The organism is Providencia sp. PROV210 (assembly GCF_028479445.1).
Taxonomy (GTDB): Bacteria; Pseudomonadota; Gammaproteobacteria; order Enterobacterales; family Enterobacteriaceae; genus Providencia; species Providencia rustigianii.
Window position 1 is genome coordinate 1 of sequence record NZ_JAMPNQ010000010.1, and the last position, 22,830, is coordinate 22,830.

A 22,830-nucleotide genomic window follows, 5' to 3' on the forward strand; every position below is an offset into this window, starting at 1 on the left:
CTAAATAGTTCGGCGTTGTAGGTAGGCGGCAATTGAGGATATTCCTAGGAGCATACATAAGTATGTGACTAGGATAGCCGAAAGAAGCCAACACCCCTACAATCCGAAATATGACGAAAATTAGCGTTCCTCGTGCTTGAGCCCCCCGCTCAGGACACACAAAACCCCCATGAGATCCGCATGCTTAATCCCCACTTTCGCCCTCGCATACACTTTCGGCTTCGCATGATACGCAATTCCCAACCCTGCTTTTCTGAGCATTTTGAGGTCGTTTGCTCCATCACCAATAGCCACAGTCTGTTCCAGTGGAATGTCTAATTTTTCAGCCAGTTTTACGAGGGTTTGTGCTTTGTATTTGGCATCCACGATAGGGCCTTTAACTTTCCCCGTCAGTTTGCCATTTTTCACTTCGAGTTGGTTAGCCACGGCCGCGACCAGTTTTAAGCGTTGGCGCAAGTTATCCGCGAAGAAAGTGAAGCCGCCGGACGCAATCGCAATATGCCAATCCATCGCTTGGAGTTTGCGAACCAAGCTGGTCAATCCGGGCATCAGTGGCAAGGTTTCAAGGACTTGATCGAGGATTGCAGCATCTGCACCTTCGAGAAGTGCAACACGAGCACGCAGACTTTCTGTAAAGTCTAGCTCACCTTGCATCGCCCGCTCAGTCACTTCAGAAACTTGTTCACCCACACCGACTAGTCGAGCAATTTCATCAATACACTCGATTTGGATCGCCGTAGAATCCATATCCATCAGCAAGATCCCAGGAGATCGTAAACGCGGAATTTTACCTAATGGCACCACATCCAATTGACTATCATCGGCAAGTTTTTTAATTCTAGGAGTAATGCTGCCGGCGATGCGGACAACTTGATAGTCATCAATGCGCCAAGAAGAGACGATCACAATAGCGATCCCTAAACGCTGCTGGAAATCACTGATCCGGGCTTTATCTAAACCACGGCCATATAATAACCACCCTGTGTCCCCTGCACGATAATCTAATGGCATCACTTCTTCACCACTTAGTGAAAGTGGTAAACCCGGCCATTTCTGGATTTCATCGGGCAGATAACAATAGGTCAAACTCGTTGACATGAAAATTAGCTCCTGTAGTGGATACAAACTTTTGTGGGCACAACCTTTTTTTTGTAATGTATACCCTGAATAAAATTACTATACTTAGATTTTCCAGCACGTTATCGTTTTGCTATTCACGCCATTGCGGTCAAACAGACAAAGAGCACCATTAATCTTATGAAACTCCCGTTTAGGCTACACAAAACCGTTATTATCGTTATTTGCGTTGCACTGGTAACCTTGCTGATGCATGGGGTTTCATACTTGGGCTATAGCCAAAATCAAAATCGAGTGGAACAATTTAAGCAATTAACTCAGGTATTAGCTGAGCAAGTGGCATTCAGCTTATCCGATTATATGGTTCCCGGCAGCAAAGATTTTAATTTAGAACGAATTAATGCCAATCTTAATCATCTCGCCCGAGATAAATATATTTTAGATGCGAGTTTATATACTGCCGCAGGCGTGCTAGTCACTCAAGTCGGTGAGCCTACAACCGTCAAAGAAAGGTTGGCTATCGATAGCAATGTCGCACTGCAAAATTTTCAATATCAGCTAGTCGTCCCCGTTCAAGGGGAAAAAGAACCGAAAGGCTATTTACGCCTAACTATCGATACTGAATTGCTCATCGCAGATACTCAACAAACCGATAACAGCACAAATATTATGCGCACTTTTATATTATTAGCATTGTGCATCGGATTTATCTTGGCAAATACGTTATTCCGTTTGAAGAAAAAGAAAGGTCAGCAGCAGCCGTTAATTGTCACGCCAGAAGAGAATGATGAAAGTGATAATGGCAAGGGAGCCGTACAACAAAACAGCCCCCCACTAAAAACACCGAATAAACGTCCTCACGGAAAACGCCGTAAGGAACCGAGTGCACATCGTTCCAGACGAGTGGTAAAAAAACACGTCAATAAACCAGAAAATTAATCGAAAAAAACAACCCATTTATTCTCTAGATTGACGTCGTATCGAACACGATCGGCGCAATTAGCTCCACTTTTCCTTCAACAAGTAACGTTTCTGGTGGTACAGGGAATGGCGCTGCTCGCTGGATAGTCGCCATTGCCTCTTTATCCAGAATCTTAGTTCCTGATGAGTTAATCAAACTCGCACTCACCAGCCCGCCATGGTTATCAACGATAATTTTTACCTGCGATACTCCTGTAGAACGAAAACGCAATGCCGCTCTTGGGTAACGCTTGGATTTTGCTAGTCGCTGATGGACTTCACTTTGCCATCCTTGATGGCCGCTCACCGCTGCCGCAGCATTGCTGGAAAAATTAGCGCTGTTATTCGATGCACTACCGGATGTCGGCACGGAAGTCACCATTGATTCTTGAGGGGAAACCGGCGCGTCTTCCAACACTTTTTTCTCTTGGATTTGTTGCTTTTTCGGTGGACGTTTTTTCTCGGTAACTCGGGTTAACGTTCCATTATCTACGAGGGGAGTTTGGGGTAATTTTTCTACTTTTTCAACGACTTCAGGTTGAATTTCCTCACGCGTCGCCATCTGCTGTTTTGGGGCGTTATTCACCTCAGGCTCATTCTGCTGTTCAAGCTGATATAGCCCCAGCTGCAAAGAGATTGCAGGTGGCAAAACCCCAGTTCTCGGAAGATTCGACGTGAACCATCCAATAAAAATCATTGCGAGTGTTCCATGGAAAACAAGACTAACAAATAAACCGCCCAGAGGACGAAAAATTGGGCGATCCAGCTGACCCATACTGCTGTTCATATTTTGCCTCACATCTTTATTTTTCGCCGATTATAGGCATAATACAAATCAAAATGATATTCATTATTATTAATAAAATAACAATAGTAACTACAAGGTATTGATTTATTTTACAAAGTAAATTTGAGCAAATAATTTGAACTCTTTCACTTTTGACACCAGAAAATGACTATCGATAAATCCCTTGCCCGCAAGATTAGTGGGGCGTACCAATCAACCCATAGCCAGCTTGTGCGATTTTTCCGCAATCGGCTAGGTAATAGTAACGATGCGGATGATTTATCACAGGATGTGTTTACACTATGGCTGAACCGTAAAGCGGAGGATCCCGTCAAAGAGAGCCGCGCTTATCTGTTCAAAATTGCCAGTAATGTGTTAATTGACCATTGGCGACGTAATCAGCAACAAAATCAATCAGCGACTTCGATTGATGATGTCGCTCATGAGCATAGTTTCGAGCAAACTGCGGCAGATCCCAGTGAAATATTGGAACATCAGCAACGTATTACGCAGTTAAGTGAAGCCATTGATCTCTTGCCTCCTCGTCGTCGAGAAGCGTTTTTGCTGTATCGCTTTGATGGCTTATCTCAAAGTGAGATTGCTGAACGGATGGAAATTTCTATCAGTATGGTTGAAAAACATATTGCTGCGGCATTAGTTCACTGTAAAAAACACCTTGAAGATCAGGGCAATAATAAGTAATGGCAGACTCAAAAACTCAGCAACTGGATGAACAACAGCGCATCGATGAAGACGCGGCGCTGTGGTTTACTCGCGTACATAGCCAGCGGCTTAGCGACCAGCAATCTCAGCAATTCAAAGCTTGGCTACAAGCTTCGAAAGCTCATGCTGATGCTTTTGAATCTATCGCCGGAATTTGGCAAGATTTTGATGAAATGCCACGTCCGACGAGTACTGATATCACGATACCCAAACGCCAACTTTCTTTTTTTTGGAAGCCAATGGGTCATCTTGTTGCCGCCTGTTTTATTGCCGCCGTACTCTTTTTACCCTATAGCCACCTACCGTCCATGTTATTAAATAACATGACATTAGCCGCCACTGATTCCCCTAAAGAAGTCACTCTATCCGATGGCTCACGACTGTTTCTTAATCACAATACTCGAATCCGCGTCGCCTATGAGACCCAAGTTCGCCAAGTGTATTTAGACCAAGGCACCGCTTACTTTAAGGTAAAGTCGAATCCTTATCGTCCATTTATTGTTCAAGCGGATCAACGGCGGATCCAAGTGGTAGGAACTGAATTCGAAGTCAATAAACAAGGGCAGCAAGTCGCGGTAAATGTCAGCCAAGGTATCGTCACCTTTCAAAGCCAAAAAGAGGCTAAACCGGTATTTTTACTCGCTGGGCAAAGTGCCGTAAGTCCGAAAGTTGATGGCCAAATCGCGTTACGTAACGTTAATCCCCAAGATGTGGCGAGATGGCGTTACGGTGAACTGGTTTTTGTGGATAAACCGCTTTCTGATGTTCTTGCAGAATTAAAAACCTATTCAAGTTTCAATGTTGAACTTTCGCCAAGCACATTAGCCGATCGAAAAATCTCTGGTCGAATAAATCTCCAGCGTCCTGAAGCCTTTTTTCAGGCTCTTCCCTCATTGCTTCCTGTACAAGTTGTCTATCAAGACAAAACTAATCTATTGATTATTCAGAATAAATAAAAATAACTGAAAAATATTTTCATTTGCAGGTGAGGATAATTCTCATTTCACCCTCTTCTTAAGTAGCTTCATTTTTTATTGAACATTTTATCGCACACTTTTTGTGCAGCTTAAGAATAAGGGATATCCATGGCAATTCAATTCACAATCGGCCGATTTAAACCGATTGCGCTGTCAGTGGCGGTCGCTAGCGCCTTAGTCAGCCAATCAGTTATCGCTCAAGAACTTACGTTTTCACTACCCGAACAAGGGCTTGCTAGTTCCATTGAGCAAATTAGCCGTCAAGGGCAAGTTGCACTGTTATACGATAAGGGGCAGCTTAACGGCTTACGCGCCCCCGCATTATCAGGGACTTATTCTCCGCAAACCGCATTACAAAAAATCCTCATTGGTAGCGGGTTAGAATTAGTCAATGAAAATGGCATGTTAGTGATCCGCCCGCAGAATTTAAACCAAGGCACATTGGTTCTGCCCGAAACCCAAGTTTCTGGCGCGGTGCAAAATCACCCATCAATGGATGTGATGTCGGCACCACAATATGTCACCGCAGAAGAAATTAGCCAAAAAAACACCGGTGACGGCAACATCACAGATTTAATGAAAACCAACCCTGCGGTGCAATTTGCCAATAACGATAGTAACTCCATGAACCAAGGGGAAATCAAGCCTTCCCGTATTTCTATTCACGGTTCGAGCAGCTACCAAAATGCCTATCGCCTTGATGGCGTCAGTTTCAATAATGACTTTGACCCTGCCGATAATGGCTTAGGGGAAACGGCAACGAAGCTCAGCAGTAGCGATCAAGGGATCTACATTGATAGCCGCTTGATTGATAGCATGGCAGTCTACGATAACAATATTCCTGTGGAATTTGGTGGTTTTACTGGGGGCACCGTTGAAGTAAATAGCCGCCGCTGGCAAGGTGAAAATAGCGCCCATGCCTATTATCGCTTGACCCGCTCTGGCTGGAATAATCTGTTCCACGATTCAACCCAAGCCATTGATACCAGCAAGAATGACACCGCAAACCCTGCTCGTTTCCAGAATCGCTATGATAAAAATGATTTTGGTGGTTGGTTTGAACTGGGTGTCACCGAAAATTCTGGGGTGGTATTCTCCGCATCACGCCGTAGCTCGACAATCCCGATGACCGTGACGGGAGGAACAGGCGTCACACTGAATGGTAATGGGGAATTAGAAGAAATTTATTCCGCTGAAGGTACCCGTAAACAACGCCGAGATTCAGATAACTTTTTCCTCAAGTACAGCATGAATCTTTCCCCACGAGATTCTGTCGACTTATCAATAAACTATGCCAAATATGATAGCTATCTTTTTGCTAGCTCCGTACTGAACTCTGGCTATGACAGCACCCATGATGGTCTTGGCTTTACCGGTGTTTTCAAACACGAATATGACATTGGTAAATTAGAGTTAACGGCAAGTACTCAAGATCTCAAAGACGATCGTAAAAACGACCAAACAGACTATGTTGAGTTACTGGATTATAGTGACTGGAAAAATCCTCAATCATTACGTAGTGGTGGTCAAGGGGATCTCACGACAGAACAGAGATTGCATTCGGCAAAAGCCGCCCTGCGTTTCAATCCAATCATTGATGGTTTAGGAATTACTCACCAGCCGACAATCGGTTCAGAGATCGCTTACACCAAAGGAACTTATAAACGAGATAAAGATTATTATCGTTACCGTTTTGTTGGAAATGCCGATAATCTTCAATGGGTTGGTTCAGCCCAAAATATTACTCGTTTCCAAGCTGGTACGCACTCAGCTGATTATACAAACTACGCGATTTTCCTCGATGATAATCTTCAGTACGGCAAACTAACCCTACGCCCAGGATTGCGTTTAGATCGCGATGATTTTGTTAACCGTACCAACATCGCACCTCGTCTTTCAGGAACTTATGATTTATTTGGAGATCAAAAAACTCAGCTGATTGCAGGAGCTAACCGTTATTATGGTCGCTCAATGCTGACCTATGCTCTGTATGGTGCACAAAACGCTGGTATGCAAAACTGCCTTTTCATGTGCGATGTTGACCCAAGTAAAAACGAATGGAACGATGCCCGTGACTACGAAGGGATTGATTCACTTAAAACACCTTACAATGATGAGTTAACCCTCGCACTGCAACAAGAAGTTTTATCTACGACTTGGCGTTTACAGTATGTTCATCGTGAAGGCTACGATGAAGTTCGTTCCCGTACAAAATATAATACTCGAGATGCCGATAAACGTAGTATCCGTATGTATGATAATGGTGGTCGTAGTTCCCACGATACAGTGACTTTATCTGTTAAAAATAGCCAACCTTGGGAATGGGCAGAAGCCTCCCATGTGATGAACGCATCCTTTACTTGGCAACAAAGCGAAAGTAATACCCCAAAAGACACGGGTTATAACGCTTACGATCCAGCAAATAAAGTCAATCTCAATAAAGTCTGGTACGACGGAAAAGTTATCGATTCATCGAAGCTCCCATCCACTAGCTTTAACTCACCAATCAAGTTGAATCTCGAACTAACCAGTGTGTGGGATGAATATAATGTGACATGGTACAACCGCCTGCAATGGTGGGGGTCACGTGACCAAGCTGTTCGTTATGACAACACGTATTACAACGATGCTGAATATGGGCAACTGCGTAAATACACCAAACAAAACTTCGCCAGCAAATATACATGGGATACCCGCTTAGGCTGGAAACCTAACTTCGCTTACGGTTTTGGTTTCTCCGTTGAGGTTAATAATATATTGAATAATAAGAATATTGCAGACCGCTTTATGTTCGATGACCGCGAACTTAAATCCTATGATCCTGGCCGTCAATTCTGGCTACAAGTGAATTACGACTTATAAGTTACCGCAATGAGCAATGTCAAAAACCATAACCAAGAAATAGTGCGATGAAGACTATTAAACAATTTTTCTATTTAGTAACACCTTTTTGGGGGCAGCGTGCTGCCCTTTTGTGCTGGCTATTACTGTTTGCCTCACTGGGATTAACACTCTCCTCCGTCTGGTTCAATGTCAAAATGAACATGTGGAATGGTGACTTTTATAACGCTCTGCAAAAGTTAGATGGACAAGCACTTTACGGGCTATTGCAGTATTTTGTTATTTTAGTCAGTGGGCTAATTTTTGTGGTCGTCATGGGCTCTTACCTCAAGCAGATGCTTATTATCCGCTGGCGTAAAGGTATGACCGAACAAGTTTTGAGTCGTTGGTTATCCAGTAATAGTAAACACTATATGCTGAGATTAGCCTCCCAAGAACCTGATAACCCAGACCAACGTATCGCGGAAGATATCCGCTTACTGATTGAGTCCACCTTGAATTTGCTGGTAACGTTCCTGCACTCCATGCTAACACTAATCTCCTTTGCCGCCATTTTATGGACGCTATCTGGCAGCCTCTCGTTTAGTTTCGCAGACAGTGTTTGGACCATTCCCGGCTATATGTTCTGGGCATGTATTATTTATACTATCTTCGGGATCGCTCTAACCCAGCTGATTGGTTATCCATTACGTCGTTTGCATATGGATAAACAGCGTCGTGAAGCCGATTATCGTAGTAGTTTAATTAACTGCCGCCAGCATGGTGATGCCATCGCCGGACAGCGGGGTGAGAATCAAGATCGTAAAGAATTAATGGGTCGTTTCAGCGAAATCATCCGTAACTGGAACCAGCTAATTCGCTGTGAACGTAACCTTTCGTTTTATACCGTTGGCTATCAGCAAGTGACCGCATTAGCCCCTGTATTACTGGCACTGCCAAAATTTTTGGCAGGGGAAATTATGCTTGGTGGACTGATGCAATTACGCCAAGCATTCTCCAGCGTTGCCACATCATTAGGCTGGTTTATTTTTGCCTATAAAGAAATTGCCGCATGGCAAGCAACCGTTGCTCGTCTATATAATTTCGTGGTTTTACTGGAGCATGATAAAACCCCTGAAGTCACTATTGAAGAAAATCAATCACCACTCAAGGCGACCGTTAGCTTATTTACCGCAGACCATCGCCCTCTATTGGATAACGTTTCTCTCAATGTCAAAACTGGCGAATTAGTGCTAGTTTCCGGTCGCTCAGGGATTGGCAAATCGACCTTACTACGAACGTTAAGCGGTCATTGGCCATTCTTTCATGGCGATATCACGCGAACTCACAACGTAATGTGGCTACCTCAGCGCCTCTATCTCCCCGTCAGTCGTCTCGATAACTTGTTAGCGTATCCACAAGATGCCAGTAAATTTTCACAGGCTGAATTGCAACATGCGTTGAGCCTCGTTGGATTAGAAAAGCTTCACCATCAGCTCGCCTTAGAAACGGACTGGAATAACCGCTTATCGGGCGGTGAGCAGCAACGGGTGATGTTTGCCCGACTGTTACTCAACCGACCAAAACTGATGTTATTGGATGAAACCACGTCTGCATTAGATGAAAACAGCGCGTTAGCCCTGCTACAACTGCTGAAAAACCAGCTCCCTGAAAGCAGCATTGTGTTAGTGAGTCATCAACGCTTTGTCGGTCAGCTCGCTGATCAACATGTTGATTTAACTGAGTCCCGCAATGATGCCCCTTTAATGACAGGAACCCCTGAATATGTTTCGTAAAATTACTTTAGCTGCCGCTGTTGCCCTGCTGCTTGGTGGCTGTGCTGGCAATATGTCGCCAAAAAATCATGGGCAACAGTTGTTGCCTGTTCGCCAAGACTTACAACATTATCAACTCGATAATGGCTTACAAGTTTACTTGCTACAACGAGACCAGCCGGGTGTCGAACTGCGTTTATTAGTCAACGCGGGGTCGTTACAAGAAACTGAGCAGCAGCTAGGATTAGCGCACTTTACTGAGCACATGGCATTCAAAGGTACTAAACATTTCCCGGGAACCACTGGCTTTAAACAGTTGGAGCAACAGGGACTGAAATTAGGAAGCCATGTGAATGCAATCACCAGCTTAAACAGCACGTTGTACAAACTATCGTTACCTAATGCAACACCAGCGCAAGTGACCAGTGGATTGCAGGTCATGGCTGATTGGGCGGCGAATATGACCTTCGATACAGATGCTTTTGAAAAAGAGCGCCCTGTGATTATCGAAGAGTGGCGTTTACGCCAAGGAATGGGCTACCGCATCAATGACAGCTTAGAAAAATTACGCTACCACGGTAGCCGCTATGCCGAACGCAATCCGATTGGTTCACTCGATGTGGTTCGCCAAGCCCCCATTGAACAAGCTAAAAACTATTACCAAACGTGGTATCAGCCTCAACGTATGAGCTTATTGATTATTGGGGACTTTAATTCTTCGTCAGTTCGCAATGAGGTTAACACCTTATTCGCACTTCCGAAGCCAGAAAAAATTTCCCAAGATTCACCGGAGTGGAAGCGCTTTACCGATTCTAATAATATGTTAGTTCAAGGGATTTTTGATAAAGAGCAAGGAGCGCGTTATGTTCAGTTTGCTCTGCAAAAAAATGTCTCTGCGCCGCTAAATACTCGCCAAGGTCAAGCTGAAGATTTGATGGATAATTTATGGTTAACCATCCTAAATCAACGTTTTTCTGTGATGGTGGATAATGGCATTCTGCCGTCTATCAGTATCAATGAGCAGGGATCAATGCTGGATAATCAACGTCTCCAGCAACTCATGATTATCCATCCAAAAGGCAATGATTATGCGGGAGCCACTGAAGTGTTATTCACGGAGTTGCAGCGTCTTGCCACAGAGCCAGTGACTCAGCAAGAATTAGACACAGCAAAACAAGCTATGCTGAAAAAACTCAGCCAACAAGCAGGTTCCGAACAACGTTACAGTAATGACTATATGGCTGGGCAACTGACCACCGCACTCGAATATGAGATGCCAATGTGGAATAAGCGCCAGCAATTAGATAACAGTTACCAGTTAACAAAAGATATCAAGCCACAAGATTTACAACGTCACGTTGCAACACTTTTGCAGGTTGCCTCTCCACGTTTAGCGTTAATTGGCCCTGATACCGATGCCAACAGTGTTAATAAAGCCACCTTTAGCGAACAATGGCAGAAAATTCGCCAAACCTCTCCGGGTCCTTTTGCCTTACGATCTCAGGCGATTAATTTGCAATTACCCGCAGTTACTAAAGGCTCAATTGCACAAGAATCTGACTTACTGATCGCCAAAACAGAGCAATGGATATTAAGTAATGGAATCAAGGTTATTGTTAAATCAGATAAAAATCTGAAAGATGATATTCAATTCAATTTACAGTTACCCGGTGGACGCTCCTTAGAAACCCCACAAACCGCAGGTTTAACCGATTGGGCGTTAAAACTCCCCGAAACCAGTGGTTATGGTAGCTATAGTGCTCGTGATCTAGCCTTGCTCGCAAAACAAAATCAAATTAGTGTGCGACCATACAGTGAGCTACTGACTCACGGTTATCGCGGTAAAACGCCAGTCGATAATTTAGAAACTGCACTAAAACTTCTTAACTTAAAACTAACTGCTCCACAATTTAGTGGTGCAAAGTTAGAACAACAGAAACAAGCATTTGAATTAAATCTGGCAAAAACGCCTGTTGAACGCACTTTCCTCGATCATATTAATCAGCAAAGTTATCAGCACGGCGAGCTATTAGTGATTTCACCACAAGGTGCTTGGAAGCAATTCACCGCCCAACAATTGCAGCAAGCTAACCGCCAATTATTAACGTCGACGGCAGATATGACGTTGGTGATCACCGGAGCCATGAATGCCCGTGAACTGAAACCTTTGTTAGAACAATGGGTTGCTTCTATCTCAGCTCATGATGGTAAGTTGGTATGGCGTAACCAAGGGATCATGCCAAAGATGGAGAGCTTTAATCAGCAATATCCCATCAGTAGCAGCGATAAAAGCATGGTCAGCATTCAATTTGCCGCACCAGCCCAGTGGTCACAGCAAGATCAATTAGCCATGCAGTTAATTGATACGATTGTTAGCCAGCGTTTACGTGGGGAACTACGTGAGAAAGCGAGCGGTATCTATGCCCTTGGATTCTCTCAAATGTTAGCAAAAAGACCGCAACCTTATTATATGGGACGCTTGAATTTTACTACCTCTCCAGAGCGCGCTTCTGAGATGGTACAAATCGCCCAAAAAACGGTGGAAAAAATTCGTCAATCCGGTGTGACAGAGAAAGAGTTAACTGAAGCCAAAAATATCTGGCTCACGGAAAATTCGCAGGTAACAGACAGCTCAAGTTATTGGACTGAAGCGTTAGCTCAAGTGGCAGCGGATGATAAACAGTTCCAACGTATCACTCAAGAGCAAGCAATTATTGAAAAGCTCAGTACTCAAGATATTAACCGGCTTACTAAGCAATATTTAGGTCAAAACCAGAAAGTATTTATGATGACCCCGTAGTGAGATAAAAACAGCCAACCACGGGAAAAAATACCTGTGGTTGGCTAAATTATTCGCTATATTTTCTTCGAGAATCAAATCATAGCATTAGTAAATTTCTGGCTGCTAACTTAATATTTTCTGCTGATAAACTTAATTTATCTATCAAATAGTTACCTACTTGTTTTTTACTTAAAAAATTACCTTCAGTTTTTATTAATTTCGTTACGTAATGTATTCTGATTGTTAATTCATCAGGAATAATCATATTCTCCAATTTATTGATATGCTCTGACACTTTATTTATTTCTTTACTAGAAATATGCAAACTTTCCAGATTTGCTAATAAAATGGTTTTGATGATATTTAAAGATGGAAAATACTCTTCCGGCTCACTGATTTTTCTGACTACATTTTTTTGTGGTGATTCAAGAGTAACTAATTGAGGTTTTACCTCTTCTCGGCGATTGACTTCACATAGTTTATTATTAAGCCCACTTATAATCTTATTATGTGACTTTGCTTTTAACTGGTTATCCACTACAATGTTTTGGATATCCTCTATAATTTTCACTGCCTCTATTTTTGTTTTACCATCAATAACTCTATCAACTCTTGAAATGATTTCATTAACTGTTTTATTCGAAACTGTATCATTATCTTTTTTTATTATGACGATATCTTCAAGTGTATGTTCAGGTTGAATATGACTAATATTTTTTTTATTCAAACTAGTTAGTGAGCTATATAATTTTTCCGTTTTATGCGAAAAATTGTAATTTGCTTCACTTTGATTGGCTAAAGTAGTCTTAGGCTTAGCCAATGCCTCCGCTCCCATATTTGATATACACATAGGAATACTTAATACTTTATCAATTTTACTAGCGACACCATGATTTTTAAAACTAAACAATTCACTCCTTGCAGATTCTATTTGAATTTTAAAATCGTATTCTGAATAGGAATTTTTCATACCAATGATAATTTCACTTATTTTCCTTAATGATTTATCGGTAATTTTTTCATTATTCTTTTTTTTAGCAACAGCATCTATTAATGATGTTTTTCCTGTAATTCTACTACTAAAAATATTCATTAAATTATTCACCACTATTCCCTTATACGTTTTTCTCTGAAGTGAAATAATATATATAAAGAAAAGTAGCTGGATATCAGATATCGCTGCTCATTAGTATTATTGAATAAACAAATTTTCTCTATTGACAGTCAATTTCATTAATGTGATTACTATATGTTATAAACACCAGGAGAATTTTATGAATGACGTAATAATACGTAGAGCGACATTGGAAGATGTACCTGCGATAACTCAAATGCATGCGGACTATTCAACCTATGCTAACACTTTACAGCTTCCTTACCCAACGACCAAAACATGGGAGGTTCGATTAGGCGCGAATGATCCTCTAGTAACACAATTTGTTGCGACAATTTGTGAGGATGCTGTAGGGTTACTGGTCATTCACCAGCCACCACAAATCCGCCGCCGTCACGTTGCGACTTTTGGGATCACCGTGAGTGAGTCTCATCAAGGCAAAGGAATTGGCTCGCAATTAATGCAAGTGATGGTGGATTACTGTGACAATTGGCTCAATATCCATCGCATTGAATGTGAGGTTTTTGCCGCCAACGGCAGCGGTGTTGGGCTATATGAAAAATTTGGATTTACGCAGGAAGGCATCATGCGTGATTATGCATTCCGTGATGGTAAATATGTAGATGCGATCATGATGAGTCGAATTAGACAAAAAAATTGATGTTATTCCCTCGAAAAATGCCACTCAAAAGTGGCTTTTTTCGATCACACACCAACCAAACTACGCAATGGAATACCAAATTGACAATGTAAGCGGCGGATCATCGGAAGTGTTAACTTACGTTTTCCATTAAGAATTTCATATACTCTATTAGCTTTACCAATCGCAGGCTCTAAATCCTTTACAGTTAAACCCTGCTGCTCCATTCTGAATTTAATTGCTTCAATAGGATCCGGCGCCTCAATCGGGTAATGCCGTTTTTCATACTCTTCTATTAATAAACACATGACTTCAAAATAATCGCCTTCGGGGCTATTTATTTCAGGTTCATTATCAAACATTGGAGAAATAGCTTTCAATGCAGCTTCATAGTCTTGTTCGGTTCTGATGGGTTTAATCTTCATAATCATGATAGTAACTCCACCGTTTCTGCATCAATTTCATCATATTGTTCATGAGTACCTACGAACTTAACAAATATCCATCCACGCTGATATGCAATCGCCACAATCAATCGGTAACTATTTCCTTTTATATTAAAAACCACACGCTTATTTTTTAAAATACTCGCGTTTCGGTACATTCCTTTGATATCTGCGGGTGTTTTCCATGCAGCTTTTACAGCTTCATCGACCCAAGCTCTCAATGGCTGCTCCGTTTCAGGGTATCGACCCCAAAAATCTTTCAGAGTTTTTATGGATATAATTTTCATATCCAGATTTATAGTCCCACTCTGGGATGAAGTCAAATTATAGTCCCATTTTAGGACTAACTTCAAGCAGTAATCAAATACAAAAAAAATGCCACTCAAAAGTGGCATTTAATCTTTAGATTTAAACTCTAATAAACGATTATTTATCGCCTAGCAGAACTGAATCCAGTGCGATTTCAATCATTTCGTTGAACGTAGTTTGACGCTCATCTGAAGTGGTTTGTTCGCCAGTTTTGATATGGTCAGAGACGGTACAGATAGTCAGTGCGCGTGCGCCAAACTCAGCAGCGACACCGTAAATACCCGCAGCTTCCATTTCCACACCCAAAATGCCGTATTTTTCCATCACTTTGAACATGTCTGGATCTGGAGAATAGAACAGATCCGCAGAGAATAAGTTACCCACACGAACATTAACATTTTTCGCTTTTGCTGCTTCAACTGCGTTATGCACTAAGTCATAATCTGCAATTGCTGCAAAGTCATGGTCTTTGAAACGCTGACGGTTTACTTTCGAGTCTGTGCATGCGCCCATACCGATAACAACGTCACGCAGTTTGACATCATCCATGACTGCGCCACATGAACCAACACGGATCAGGACTTTAACGCCGAAATCAGTGATTAATTCTTTTGCGTAGATTGAACATGAAGGGATACCCATGCCGTGACCCATCACCGAAATCTTACGGCCTTTATAAGTCCCAGTGAAACCTAACATGCCACGAACGTTGTTCACTTGGCGAACGTCTTGAAGGAATGTTTCTGCAATGTACTTCGCGCGCAGTGGGTCGCCCGGCATCAATACGACGTCAGCAAAATCACCCATTTCTGCATTAATATGTGGAGTAGCCATTATTATTCCCTTTTAATCATCAAAATTATTAAAAATAAATAAGGTGGTTACCCACCTTATTATTAAATCACAATGTCACCAGCTTAAAACATTGGCTTGCCGTATTCCATTGGTGATAAATCAAAATATTTCGCGACGGTTTGGCCAATATCTGCGAAAGTTTCACGGTGGCCTAATGAACCAGGTTTTACTTTTGGACCATAGACCAGAACAGGAATGTGCTCGCGAGTATGGTCAGTGCCCGGCCAAGTTGGGTCGCAACCGTGGTCAGCCGTTAAAATTAGAATGTCGTCTTCTTTGACCAGTTTCAGCATTTCAGGTAAGCGGCTATCGAATAATTCGAGGGCAGCAGCATAACCAGCAACATCACGGCGATGACCATAAGCAGAGTCGAAATCAACAAAGTTAGTGAAAACGATAGTATCGTCTCCCGCAATTTTCATCTCTTCTAATGTCGCATCAAACAGTGCATTGATGCCGGTCGCTTTGATTTTTTTGGTGATACCTACATGTGCATAGATATCAGCAATTTTACCGATAGAAACCACTTCACCTTGTTTTTCATCGACTAATTTTTTCAAAACTGTTGGTGCTGGTGGCTCAACAGCTAAGTCATGACGGTTACCCGTACGCTCAAAATTACCCGCTTTGTCACCAACAAATGGACGCGCAATAACACGACCGATGTTGTAACCGCCTTTGGTTAATTCTTCACGCGCGATTTCGCACAGTTCATACAGTTTGTCTAAACCGTAAGTTTCTTCGTGGCACGCAATTTGGAATACAGAGTCAGCAGAGGTGTAGAAAATCGGTTTGCCGGTTTTCATGTGTTCTTCACCCAGCTGGTCAAGAATGACAGTACCAGATGAGTGGCAGTTACCTAAATAACCCGGTAAGTTAGCTTTTTCTACCAGCGTATCCAGTAGTTCTTGTGGGAAGCTGTTTTCGTGTTTCTCGAAATAGCCCCAATCAAATAGCACGGGTACACCCGCGATTTCCCAGTGACCTGACGGTGTATCTTTACCAGAAGAAAGTTCACTGGCATAACCGTATGCACCGATGATTTCCGCGTTAGGATCCAGACCCGCAGGGAATGTTCCGCTCGATTCTTCCCCTGCTTTACCTAATCCTAATTTTGTTAAGTTAGGCAGGTGTAATGGACCTTTACGGCCTTTATCAGCTTCTCCGCGAGCACAAGCTTCTGCAATATGGCCAAGTGTATTCGAACCTACATCACCGAATTTGTGGGCATCGCCCGCTGCGCCGATCCCAAAGGAATCCAATACCATAATAAATGTGCGTTTCATGTTTATTCTCCTGCGATACAGTTTATCTGTTCATCGCGTCAATCTACCCGCACTCTTCAATGAAAAATGCGGGTATCGGTTTATTCACTAATTTGACGATAGACCATTGGCGTTGCTTCCGGAGCTTTATCCCCAATAACCATAGCAGCGCGGACTTCTTTCGCCGCTTCTTCCCATGATTTTTCGTTATTGGCATGAATAATCGCTAATGGGGTTTGGGTATCAACTTTGCTACCTAATGCTGCGATCTCACTTAAACCAACACTATAATCAATGGAGTCTGTCGCTTTGCGGCGTCCACCACCTAACGTTACCACAGACATCCCCAACGCACGTGTATCCATTTGTGTGATAATGCCCGCTTGAGATGCGTAAACCGCTTTGCTCAGTACTGCTGTTGGCAGATATTTGTTGTAGTTTTCAACAAAATCTTTAGGTCCATTCTGAGCTGCAACCATACGGCCAAAGACTTCTGCCGCTTGACCATTATCCAGAACGGCTTGTAATTTTTGACGAGCTTCATCGCGGTTAGCCGCCAATTTTCCAGACACTAGCATTTCTACGCACAGTGCCATAGTCACTTCGAATAGACGTGGATTACGATATTCGCCAGTGAGGAACTGAACAGCTTCTCGAACTTCAACGGCGTTACCTGCGCTGGATGCCAGCACTTCGTTCATGTCGGTTAACAACGCAGTTGTATTGCAGCCAGCACCATTTGCCACTTGAACAATTGACTCAGCAAGCTGCTCCGATTTTTCATAGGTTGGCATAAATGCACCAGAACCTACTTTCACGTCCATGACTAACGCATCCAAACCTTCGGCTAATTTTTTCCCTAAGATAGACGCTGTAATCAATGGGATAGAGTCTACGGTTGCCGTGATATCACGAGTTGCATAGAAGCGTTTATCCGCAGGCGCTAAGGAGTTGGTTTGGCCAATAATCGCCACACCCACATTTTTGATGATATCGCGGAAGCGTTCATCATCAGGGAAAATATCAAAGCCTGGAATGGCTTCTAATTTATCTAATGTTCCACCCGTGTGGCCTAAACCACGTCCTGAAATCATTGGAACATAACCACCGCAAGCCGCAACCATCGGACCTAACATTAGTGAAGTCACGTCACCTACGCCACCGGTAGAATGCTTATCAACTAATGGACCATTCAGGTTTAATGATTTCCAATTCAATACGCTTCCTGAATCACGCATCGCTAATGTTAGCGCAACACGTTCCGGGGTCGTCATATCATTGAAATAGATCGTCATCGCCAGTGCAGCAATTTGACCTTCAGAAACGGTGTTATCACGTACGCCATTAATAAAGAAGCGGATTTCTTCTTCACTTAACACCTTGCCATCACGCTTTTTACGGATAATTTCTTGAGCTAGAAACACAATAGGCTCCTTAATTCACATTGAATTCTTAGGCTAAAGAGTTATGGCTATCACTCAACTTTCGTTGAGCAATAGTCTGATATAACTCGTCACTGCGATTATTAATAGCTGCTGGTTGATTTTTTAACGTCAAAACCCAGTGTATTTAATAAATTCGCTAATAGGCTTGATGCACCAAAACGGAAATGGCGCGCATCAGCCCAATCATCGCCTAAGATTTTGCTTGCTAAGGCTAAATATTGTGCTGCTTCTTCAGCGGTACGAACACCACCAGCAGGTTTAAAACCAACGCTCTTAGCAACGCCCATATCATGAATAACTTGCATCATGATTTCAGCACTTTCGAGGGTGGCATTAACAGGCACTTTACCTGTTGAAGTTTTGATAAAGTCGGCACCTGCTTTGATGGAAATTTCAGATGCTTTGCGGATCAGTGCCGCGTCTTTTAATTCACCCGTTTCAATGATTACTTTCAGCAATACATTGGAAGCTGCACAAGCTTCTTTACAGGCTTTCACTAAATCATAACCGATTTGTTCATTGCCTGCCATCAGCGCACGATAAGGGAATACCACATCAACTTCATCCGCACCATAAGCAATCGCCGCTTTGGTTTCTGCCAATGCGATATCGATATCGTCATTACCATGAGGGAAGTTGGTGACCGTTGCGATACGGATGTCAGGAGTACCTTGCTCACGTAATGTTTTACGTGCAATAGGAATAAAACGAGGATAAATACAAATTGCGGCGGTATTACCTGCTGGGCTTTTTGCTTGATGACATAATGCAATCACTTTGGCATCTGTGTCGTCATCATTCAATGTGGTTAAATCCATCAGGGTCAGTGCGCGTTGCGCAGCTGCTTTTAAATCAGTCATATAACTCTCCAACGATGTTAATTCTATCAGAACGATACGTTCTTTGTTGGCGAGCGGGCTTGTTCCATAAAGATGCTAGTTGGGAATTTCCAAACACAGCAGCTGAGATCCTTCTCACCGCACGGTGCCCTAGAGTAACTTGACTCTAAGAACTATCAGTTCCGTGGCAACTTACTTGTACCTATTTGACCATGAAACCGGGTTGTTTTATGCGCTACAAATCACATTTATCGACTGAACGTTACATTATTTAATATATTATTGTGAAGATTATCACAATAGTCTGGATTTTGAATTACTCTTTCTCAGCCAATAATTCGTTGCTGATTATCTCATCTTAAATGGATTACGTTAAGAATAGTTGAAAAAGTAAGAATCACGATAAAAAACAGAAAAAGAATATCGCAAAAGAAAATGACAGCGGAAAGACAGATCGTCTTTCCGCGCCAAAATGGAGGAATTATAGTGCAGTCATTGCCGTCAATGTTAAGAAGAATCCAGCAATCGTTGCGCTCATTAAGTTAGATAATGTACCTGCCATAACGGCTTTCATTCCTAAACGGGCAACGTCACTACGACGATTTGGTGCCATTCCACCTAAACCACCAAGCAGGATTGCAACAGAAGACAAGTTGGCAAATCCACACAGGGCAAAAGAAATAATCGCTTTAGTATGATCAGACAGGACTTGTTTGCCTGCTGCGATTACATCCGCATCCGCCTTCATATATTCACCGAAATTCATGAAAGCAACGAATTCGTTCACTACCACTTTTTGTCCGATGAAAGAGCCCGCTATCGTTGCTTCGCTCCATGGCACACCAATCAAATAAGCAATTGGAGCAAATAACCACCCCAATAATAATTCAAGGGATAACTGTGGATAGTTAAACCATCCGCCAACACCACCTAAAATGCCGTTAATCAGTGCAATCAATGCAATGAAAGCCAGTAGCATCGCACCCACGTTCATGGCCAATTGCATACCTGATGCAGCGCCGGATGCCGCCGCATCAATAATATTTGTAGGGCGGTCTTCTTCGGCAATTAAATCAATAGCATTAACATTGTCTTTAGCGACTTCAGTCTCTGGCACCATTAACTTAGCAAATAATAAACCACCTGGCGCCGCCATAAAGGAGGCTGCAATCAGATATTCCATCGGTACACCCATTTGGGCATATCCCGCTAATACAGAACCTGCGACTGATGCTAAACCACCACACATAATGGCAAATAATTCAGACGTGGTCATGGTTGCAATATAGGGACGAACAACCAGAGGCGCTTCTGTTTGACCAACGAAAATATTCGCAGTTGCAGAGAGTGATTCAGTTCTTGAAGTACCCAGTACTTTTTGCAAACCACCACCTAAAACTTTGATGACCAGTTGCATGATGCCTAAGTAATACAGAACCGCAATTAATGATGAAAAGAATACAATGATAGGCAATACACGAAATGCAAATATAAAACCGCCACCACCAAACAGCTCGAACATCTTCTCGGAAACCAGCCCACCAAAGATGAAGCTCATTCCATCTTGACCATAGCCGATGACTTTAGAAACAGCATCAGATATGCCTTGTAATACGCTACGACCCGCAGGTACATACAGGACAAATGCCCCAACCGCTAACTGGATTAAAAAAGCACCGCCAACGGTACGAAGTCTAATCGCTCGACGATTGCTGGAGAAGAGAACGGCTATCGCAATAAGCACCGCCATCCCAACAATACTCATAATGAGTTGCATGGAAGTATCCCTGTTCACTTAATTCTAGGTTAATGTATAAAGAAACTCGCTAGAGTCCTTGAATCTTAGTTCGATGATTATAACCAGTCATCATTAATAACTCGCAACATTCATCACAAATACAAAGTGAAATAAGTAACATAAATTCAAATCTTGTGATGAAAATCACAATTAAGAGTCAGTTTAGTCTGGAATAGCATTTCTGATATAGCTGAGGGAAGTAAAAACTGAATGGCTTTTAGTTGGAATAACAATAAAATAGATAAGTAAAAATAATTAATTAATGAATTTAAATCTAATTTAGATTAAATAAAATTTTGCTATTGTTGTAAAGTTGTTGCGCTATTTCATCCGGTGATTCGTGGCGAAGTTCACATAATGCACGAAAAACCCACTGAATGCGTTCGGGTCTATTTGGTTCTCCTTGAAAACCGGATACTGGCATATCAGGTGCATCCGTTTCAAAAACTAAACAATTCAAGGGTAATTGCGCCATTACTTGCCGAGTTTTATTCGCCCTTTCATAGGTAATCGTTCCTCCGACACCAATGTAATAACCTAATTTCACGAAACTTTGTGCTTGTGACAAGCTACCGGAAAAACCATGCACGACTCCACGAGCTGGCACTTCATGTCGACGTAACATAGCGACTAATTGATCGTGGGATTTACGTGAATGTAAAATGACGGGAAGATCAAATTGTTTAGCGAGTTTTAATTGTCTCTGAAGCAGTGTTTGTTGCAATTCAAATAAAGGGTCTTGCATGTATAAATCCAACCCTATTTCCCCAATAGCGACACATTTTTGACTTGATTGTTTTAAATAAGAAACCAATTCGTCAAATTGAAACTCTTGGAATTGATTTAAATACAGTGGATGAAACCCCATTGCAGCATGTAACTGAGAATATTGATGAGCAAGCGCCCATACACGCTGAAAATTATCCGCACTCACCGAGGGGATAATAATATCAGTTATTCCAGCTTGTTTAGCCAATTCGAGATTTTCAGGGTATGAATCACTGAATGGGGGAAAATCAAAATGGCAATGGGTATCAATAAAACGAGGGCTATGCATCATGAAGTTGATTATCCGGCATGACTGGAGCGCCAAACGTTTCAATGCAATTTTCCACTAATTCTTCAGCGAGGACGTCTTCTTTATGAGCCATTTCTAATGACCGCTTGTGAGATGCAAAACGACTAAAATGGGCATCATTACTCGCAAAATGTTGAGCCAATGTCGCCACGAAATAGCGTCCACAACGCCGACCGACATGATAGTCCTGATTTAATGCACTAATTTTGCTGCCTAAAGCACTGCTTTTTAGTGGAGTTGGTGGATATATTTCAAAAATTTGGACACCATCAGGTGGATTTTCAATAAATTCTTGAGTTCGACGGTAGCTTTTTAAATGTACTTTCAGCATGGCAGCCATCCGTTGTAAAGCGCTGCTATCCCCCTCCAACCAACGAGTCATGCGTTTTAACCACTCAGGGGTAAAATACATTTGTGAAGGGACAGTACGAATAACCACAATCGTATCAGCGCCTCGATGATAAGCTTCCTCGACTGGAACTGCCGCACTAATTCCCCCGTCATGGTACAAACGACCATCAAGCTCAACACCCGTGCGATAAAAACCGGGAATCGCACTGGAAGCACGGATCATATCGAGCCATGAATCCGCATTAGGCTGCAAAAATTCAGCTGAAAAATCATCGCTACGGCTAGCCCCCATATAGAATTCTCGGCCAGAATTGAGTAATTCCAGCCCTGCATCCATGTTCAGTGGAAATTCTTTCGCCGTCGTAGAGATTAACCAATCTAAATCAATCAAATGACCGCCACGAATAAATCGTAATGGGTTAAAAAATTCTGAGTTAGTGGTGTATCGAGTGATCACTCGTCGGGCATATCCAGCCTGACCACAGATATAAGCAGAAAGATTTTGAGCTCCCGCAGACGTACCAATCATCAAATCGAAAGGGTTAAAGTTTTCGATTAGGAATTCATCCAGAACACCAGCAGTAAAGATCCCTCGCTGTCCCCCACCTTCACAAATAAGGGCAGTTTTACCTGAATTGATCTCATCAAAAAATGCGAGCGGCTCAATTGTGCCTAACGTGACTGGAACATGTTTTCCCATACTAACCCTTTTTGCCATTGGCGTATTTGCAACCAAACCCACGAAATAATGTGTTGATTGGTTTTCATTGAACTCTTTTCAGCGGGATA

Annotated in this window: 19 protein-coding genes; 7 read left to right on the forward strand and 12 right to left on the reverse strand. The window is 42.4% G+C overall.

Annotated elements, in window-relative coordinates; translation table 11 throughout:
• Positions 1–120 precede the first annotated feature (120 nt).
• Positions 121–1,098 carry a phosphoserine phosphatase gene (serB, locus tag PR761_RS08245; RefSeq protein WP_006815877.1) on the reverse strand — a complete coding sequence of 326 codons (978 nt, stop codon included), beginning with the start codon at positions 1,096–1,098 and terminating at the stop codon, positions 121–123.
• Between the two features lie 159 nt (positions 1,099–1,257).
• Here serB and PR761_RS08250 point away from each other — a divergent pair, with 159 nt between their 5' ends.
• Positions 1,258–2,016, forward strand: a complete 759-nt coding sequence (locus tag PR761_RS08250; protein WP_006815878.1) for an AhpA/YtjB family protein — start codon at positions 1,258–1,260, stop codon at positions 2,014–2,016.
• A gap of 25 nt (positions 2,017–2,041) precedes the next feature.
• Here PR761_RS08250 and PR761_RS08255 read toward each other — a convergent pair whose 3' ends face one another.
• Positions 2,042–2,824, reverse strand: coding sequence for an energy transducer TonB (locus PR761_RS08255; protein WP_039855640.1), 783 nt, complete (start codon positions 2,822–2,824; stop codon positions 2,042–2,044).
• 165 nt (positions 2,825–2,989) lie between these two features.
• Here PR761_RS08255 and PR761_RS08260 point away from each other — a divergent pair, with 165 nt between their 5' ends.
• The 5 genes from PR761_RS08260 to PR761_RS08280 all read left to right on the forward strand — a co-directional run bounded on the left by PR761_RS08260 (position 2,990) and on the right by PR761_RS08280 (position 11,919).
• Positions 2,990–3,526 (forward strand): RNA polymerase sigma factor, encoded by a 537-nt coding sequence (locus tag PR761_RS08260; protein WP_126436368.1) that lies wholly within the window; start codon positions 2,990–2,992, stop codon positions 3,524–3,526.
• A complete protein-coding gene (locus tag PR761_RS08265; RefSeq protein ID WP_112836149.1) occupies positions 3,526–4,503 on the forward strand; it encodes a FecR family protein in 978 nt (325 codons plus the stop codon). The genes PR761_RS08260 and PR761_RS08265 overlap by 1 nt, the downstream gene beginning before the upstream one ends.
• Before the next feature lie 129 nt (positions 4,504–4,632).
• Entirely contained in the window at positions 4,633–7,386 is a 2,754-nt protein-coding gene (locus PR761_RS08270) for a secretin and TonB N-terminal domain-containing protein (RefSeq protein ID WP_154611216.1), read from the forward strand.
• A 47-nt stretch (positions 7,387–7,433) separates the two neighbouring features.
• On the forward strand, positions 7,434–9,140 hold the full coding sequence (locus PR761_RS08275) for an ABC transporter ATP-binding protein/permease (protein ID WP_154611217.1): 1,707 nt from the start codon (positions 7,434–7,436) through the stop codon (positions 9,138–9,140).
• The gene (locus tag PR761_RS08280; RefSeq protein ID WP_154611218.1) at positions 9,130–11,919 is read left to right on the forward strand and encodes a M16 family metallopeptidase; all 2,790 of its coding nucleotides are present in this window, start codon (positions 9,130–9,132) and stop codon (positions 11,917–11,919) included. Before PR761_RS08275 ends, PR761_RS08280 begins: the two co-directional genes overlap by 11 nt.
• 79 nt (positions 11,920–11,998) lie before the next feature.
• On the opposite strand, the gene PR761_RS08285 is transcribed toward PR761_RS08280, so the two are convergent.
• A complete protein-coding gene (locus PR761_RS08285; RefSeq protein WP_154611219.1) occupies positions 11,999–13,006 on the reverse strand; it encodes a hypothetical protein in 1,008 nt (335 codons plus the stop codon).
• Between the two features lie 169 nt (positions 13,007–13,175).
• Between PR761_RS08285 and PR761_RS08290 the strand changes: the two genes are divergently transcribed.
• Positions 13,176–13,676, forward strand: a complete 501-nt coding sequence (locus PR761_RS08290; protein ID WP_115163966.1) for a GNAT family N-acetyltransferase — start codon at positions 13,176–13,178, stop codon at positions 13,674–13,676.
• Between the two features lie 44 nt (positions 13,677–13,720).
• Here PR761_RS08290 and PR761_RS08295 read toward each other — a convergent pair whose 3' ends face one another.
• From PR761_RS08295 to PR761_RS08335, 9 genes are all read right to left on the reverse strand, one after another.
• Positions 13,721–14,080: a helix-turn-helix domain-containing protein gene (locus PR761_RS08295; RefSeq protein ID WP_039855678.1), complete on the reverse strand. Its 360-nt coding sequence runs from the start codon at positions 14,078–14,080 to the stop codon at positions 13,721–13,723.
• Positions 14,081–14,082: 2 nt separating this feature from the next.
• Complete coding sequence (locus PR761_RS08300; RefSeq protein ID WP_115163965.1) at positions 14,083–14,388, reverse strand: type II toxin-antitoxin system HigB family toxin; 306 nt, start codon at positions 14,386–14,388, stop codon at positions 14,083–14,085.
• A gap of 139 nt (positions 14,389–14,527) precedes the next feature.
• Positions 14,528–15,244, reverse strand: a complete 717-nt coding sequence (gene deoD / locus PR761_RS08305) for a purine-nucleoside phosphorylase (RefSeq protein ID WP_006815890.1) — start codon at positions 15,242–15,244, stop codon at positions 14,528–14,530.
• 83 nt (positions 15,245–15,327) lie between these two features.
• Positions 15,328–16,551 carry a phosphopentomutase gene (gene deoB, locus PR761_RS08310; RefSeq protein ID WP_006815891.1) on the reverse strand — a complete coding sequence of 408 codons (1,224 nt, stop codon included), beginning with the start codon at positions 16,549–16,551 and terminating at the stop codon, positions 15,328–15,330.
• An 80-nt stretch (positions 16,552–16,631) separates the two neighbouring features.
• Positions 16,632–17,954, reverse strand: coding sequence for a thymidine phosphorylase (gene deoA, locus PR761_RS08315; protein ID WP_115163964.1), 1,323 nt, complete (start codon positions 17,952–17,954; stop codon positions 16,632–16,634).
• Between the two features lie 101 nt (positions 17,955–18,055).
• A complete protein-coding gene (deoC, locus tag PR761_RS08320) occupies positions 18,056–18,835 on the reverse strand; it encodes a deoxyribose-phosphate aldolase (RefSeq protein ID WP_006815893.1) in 780 nt (259 codons plus the stop codon).
• A 460-nt stretch (positions 18,836–19,295) separates the two neighbouring features.
• The gene (locus PR761_RS08325) at positions 19,296–20,591 is read right to left on the reverse strand and encodes a NupC/NupG family nucleoside CNT transporter (RefSeq protein WP_154611220.1); all 1,296 of its coding nucleotides are present in this window, start codon (positions 20,589–20,591) and stop codon (positions 19,296–19,298) included.
• 295 nt (positions 20,592–20,886) lie between these two features.
• Complete coding sequence (locus PR761_RS08330) at positions 20,887–21,672, reverse strand: TatD family hydrolase (protein ID WP_006815895.1); 786 nt, start codon at positions 21,670–21,672, stop codon at positions 20,887–20,889.
• The gene (locus tag PR761_RS08335; RefSeq protein WP_115163963.1) at positions 21,662–22,741 is read right to left on the reverse strand and encodes a patatin-like phospholipase family protein; all 1,080 of its coding nucleotides are present in this window, start codon (positions 22,739–22,741) and stop codon (positions 21,662–21,664) included. The genes PR761_RS08330 and PR761_RS08335 overlap by 11 nt, the downstream gene beginning before the upstream one ends.
• Positions 22,742–22,830 lie beyond the last annotated feature (89 nt).

Bases quoted from the DNA above. Each gene is read 5' to 3' on its own strand.
- serB (WP_006815877.1), bottom strand. From the start codon at position 1,098: ATGTCAACGAGTTTGACCTATTGTTATCTGCCCGATGAAATCCAGAAA.
- PR761_RS08250 (WP_006815878.1), top strand. From the start codon at position 1,258: ATGAAACTCCCGTTTAGGCTACACAAAACCGTTATTATCGTTATTTGC.
- PR761_RS08255 (WP_039855640.1), bottom strand. From the start codon at position 2,824: ATGAACAGCAGTATGGGTCAGCTGGATCGCCCAATTTTTCGTCCTCTG.
- PR761_RS08260 (WP_126436368.1), top strand. From the start codon at position 2,990: ATGACTATCGATAAATCCCTTGCCCGCAAGATTAGTGGGGCGTACCAA.
- PR761_RS08265 (WP_112836149.1), top strand. From the start codon at position 3,526: ATGGCAGACTCAAAAACTCAGCAACTGGATGAACAACAGCGCATCGAT.
- PR761_RS08270 (WP_154611216.1), top strand. From the start codon at position 4,633: ATGGCAATTCAATTCACAATCGGCCGATTTAAACCGATTGCGCTGTCA.
- PR761_RS08275 (WP_154611217.1), top strand. From the start codon at position 7,434: ATGAAGACTATTAAACAATTTTTCTATTTAGTAACACCTTTTTGGGGG.
- PR761_RS08280 (WP_154611218.1), top strand. From the start codon at position 9,130: ATGTTTCGTAAAATTACTTTAGCTGCCGCTGTTGCCCTGCTGCTTGGT.
- PR761_RS08290 (WP_115163966.1), top strand. From the start codon at position 13,176: ATGAATGACGTAATAATACGTAGAGCGACATTGGAAGATGTACCTGCG.
- PR761_RS08295 (WP_039855678.1), bottom strand. From the start codon at position 14,080: ATGAAGATTAAACCCATCAGAACCGAACAAGACTATGAAGCTGCATTG.
- PR761_RS08300 (WP_115163965.1), bottom strand. From the start codon at position 14,388: ATGAAAATTATATCCATAAAAACTCTGAAAGATTTTTGGGGTCGATAC.
- deoD (WP_006815890.1), bottom strand. From the start codon at position 15,244: ATGGCTACTCCACATATTAATGCAGAAATGGGTGATTTTGCTGACGTC.
- deoB (WP_006815891.1), bottom strand. From the start codon at position 16,551: ATGAAACGCACATTTATTATGGTATTGGATTCCTTTGGGATCGGCGCA.
- deoC (WP_006815893.1), bottom strand. From the start codon at position 18,835: ATGACTGATTTAAAAGCAGCTGCGCAACGCGCACTGACCCTGATGGAT.
- PR761_RS08325 (WP_154611220.1), bottom strand. From the start codon at position 20,591: ATGCAACTCATTATGAGTATTGTTGGGATGGCGGTGCTTATTGCGATA.
- PR761_RS08330 (WP_006815895.1), bottom strand. From the start codon at position 21,672: ATGATGCATAGCCCTCGTTTTATTGATACCCATTGCCATTTTGATTTT.
- PR761_RS08335 (WP_115163963.1), bottom strand. From the start codon at position 22,741: ATGGGAAAACATGTTCCAGTCACGTTAGGCACAATTGAGCCGCTCGCA.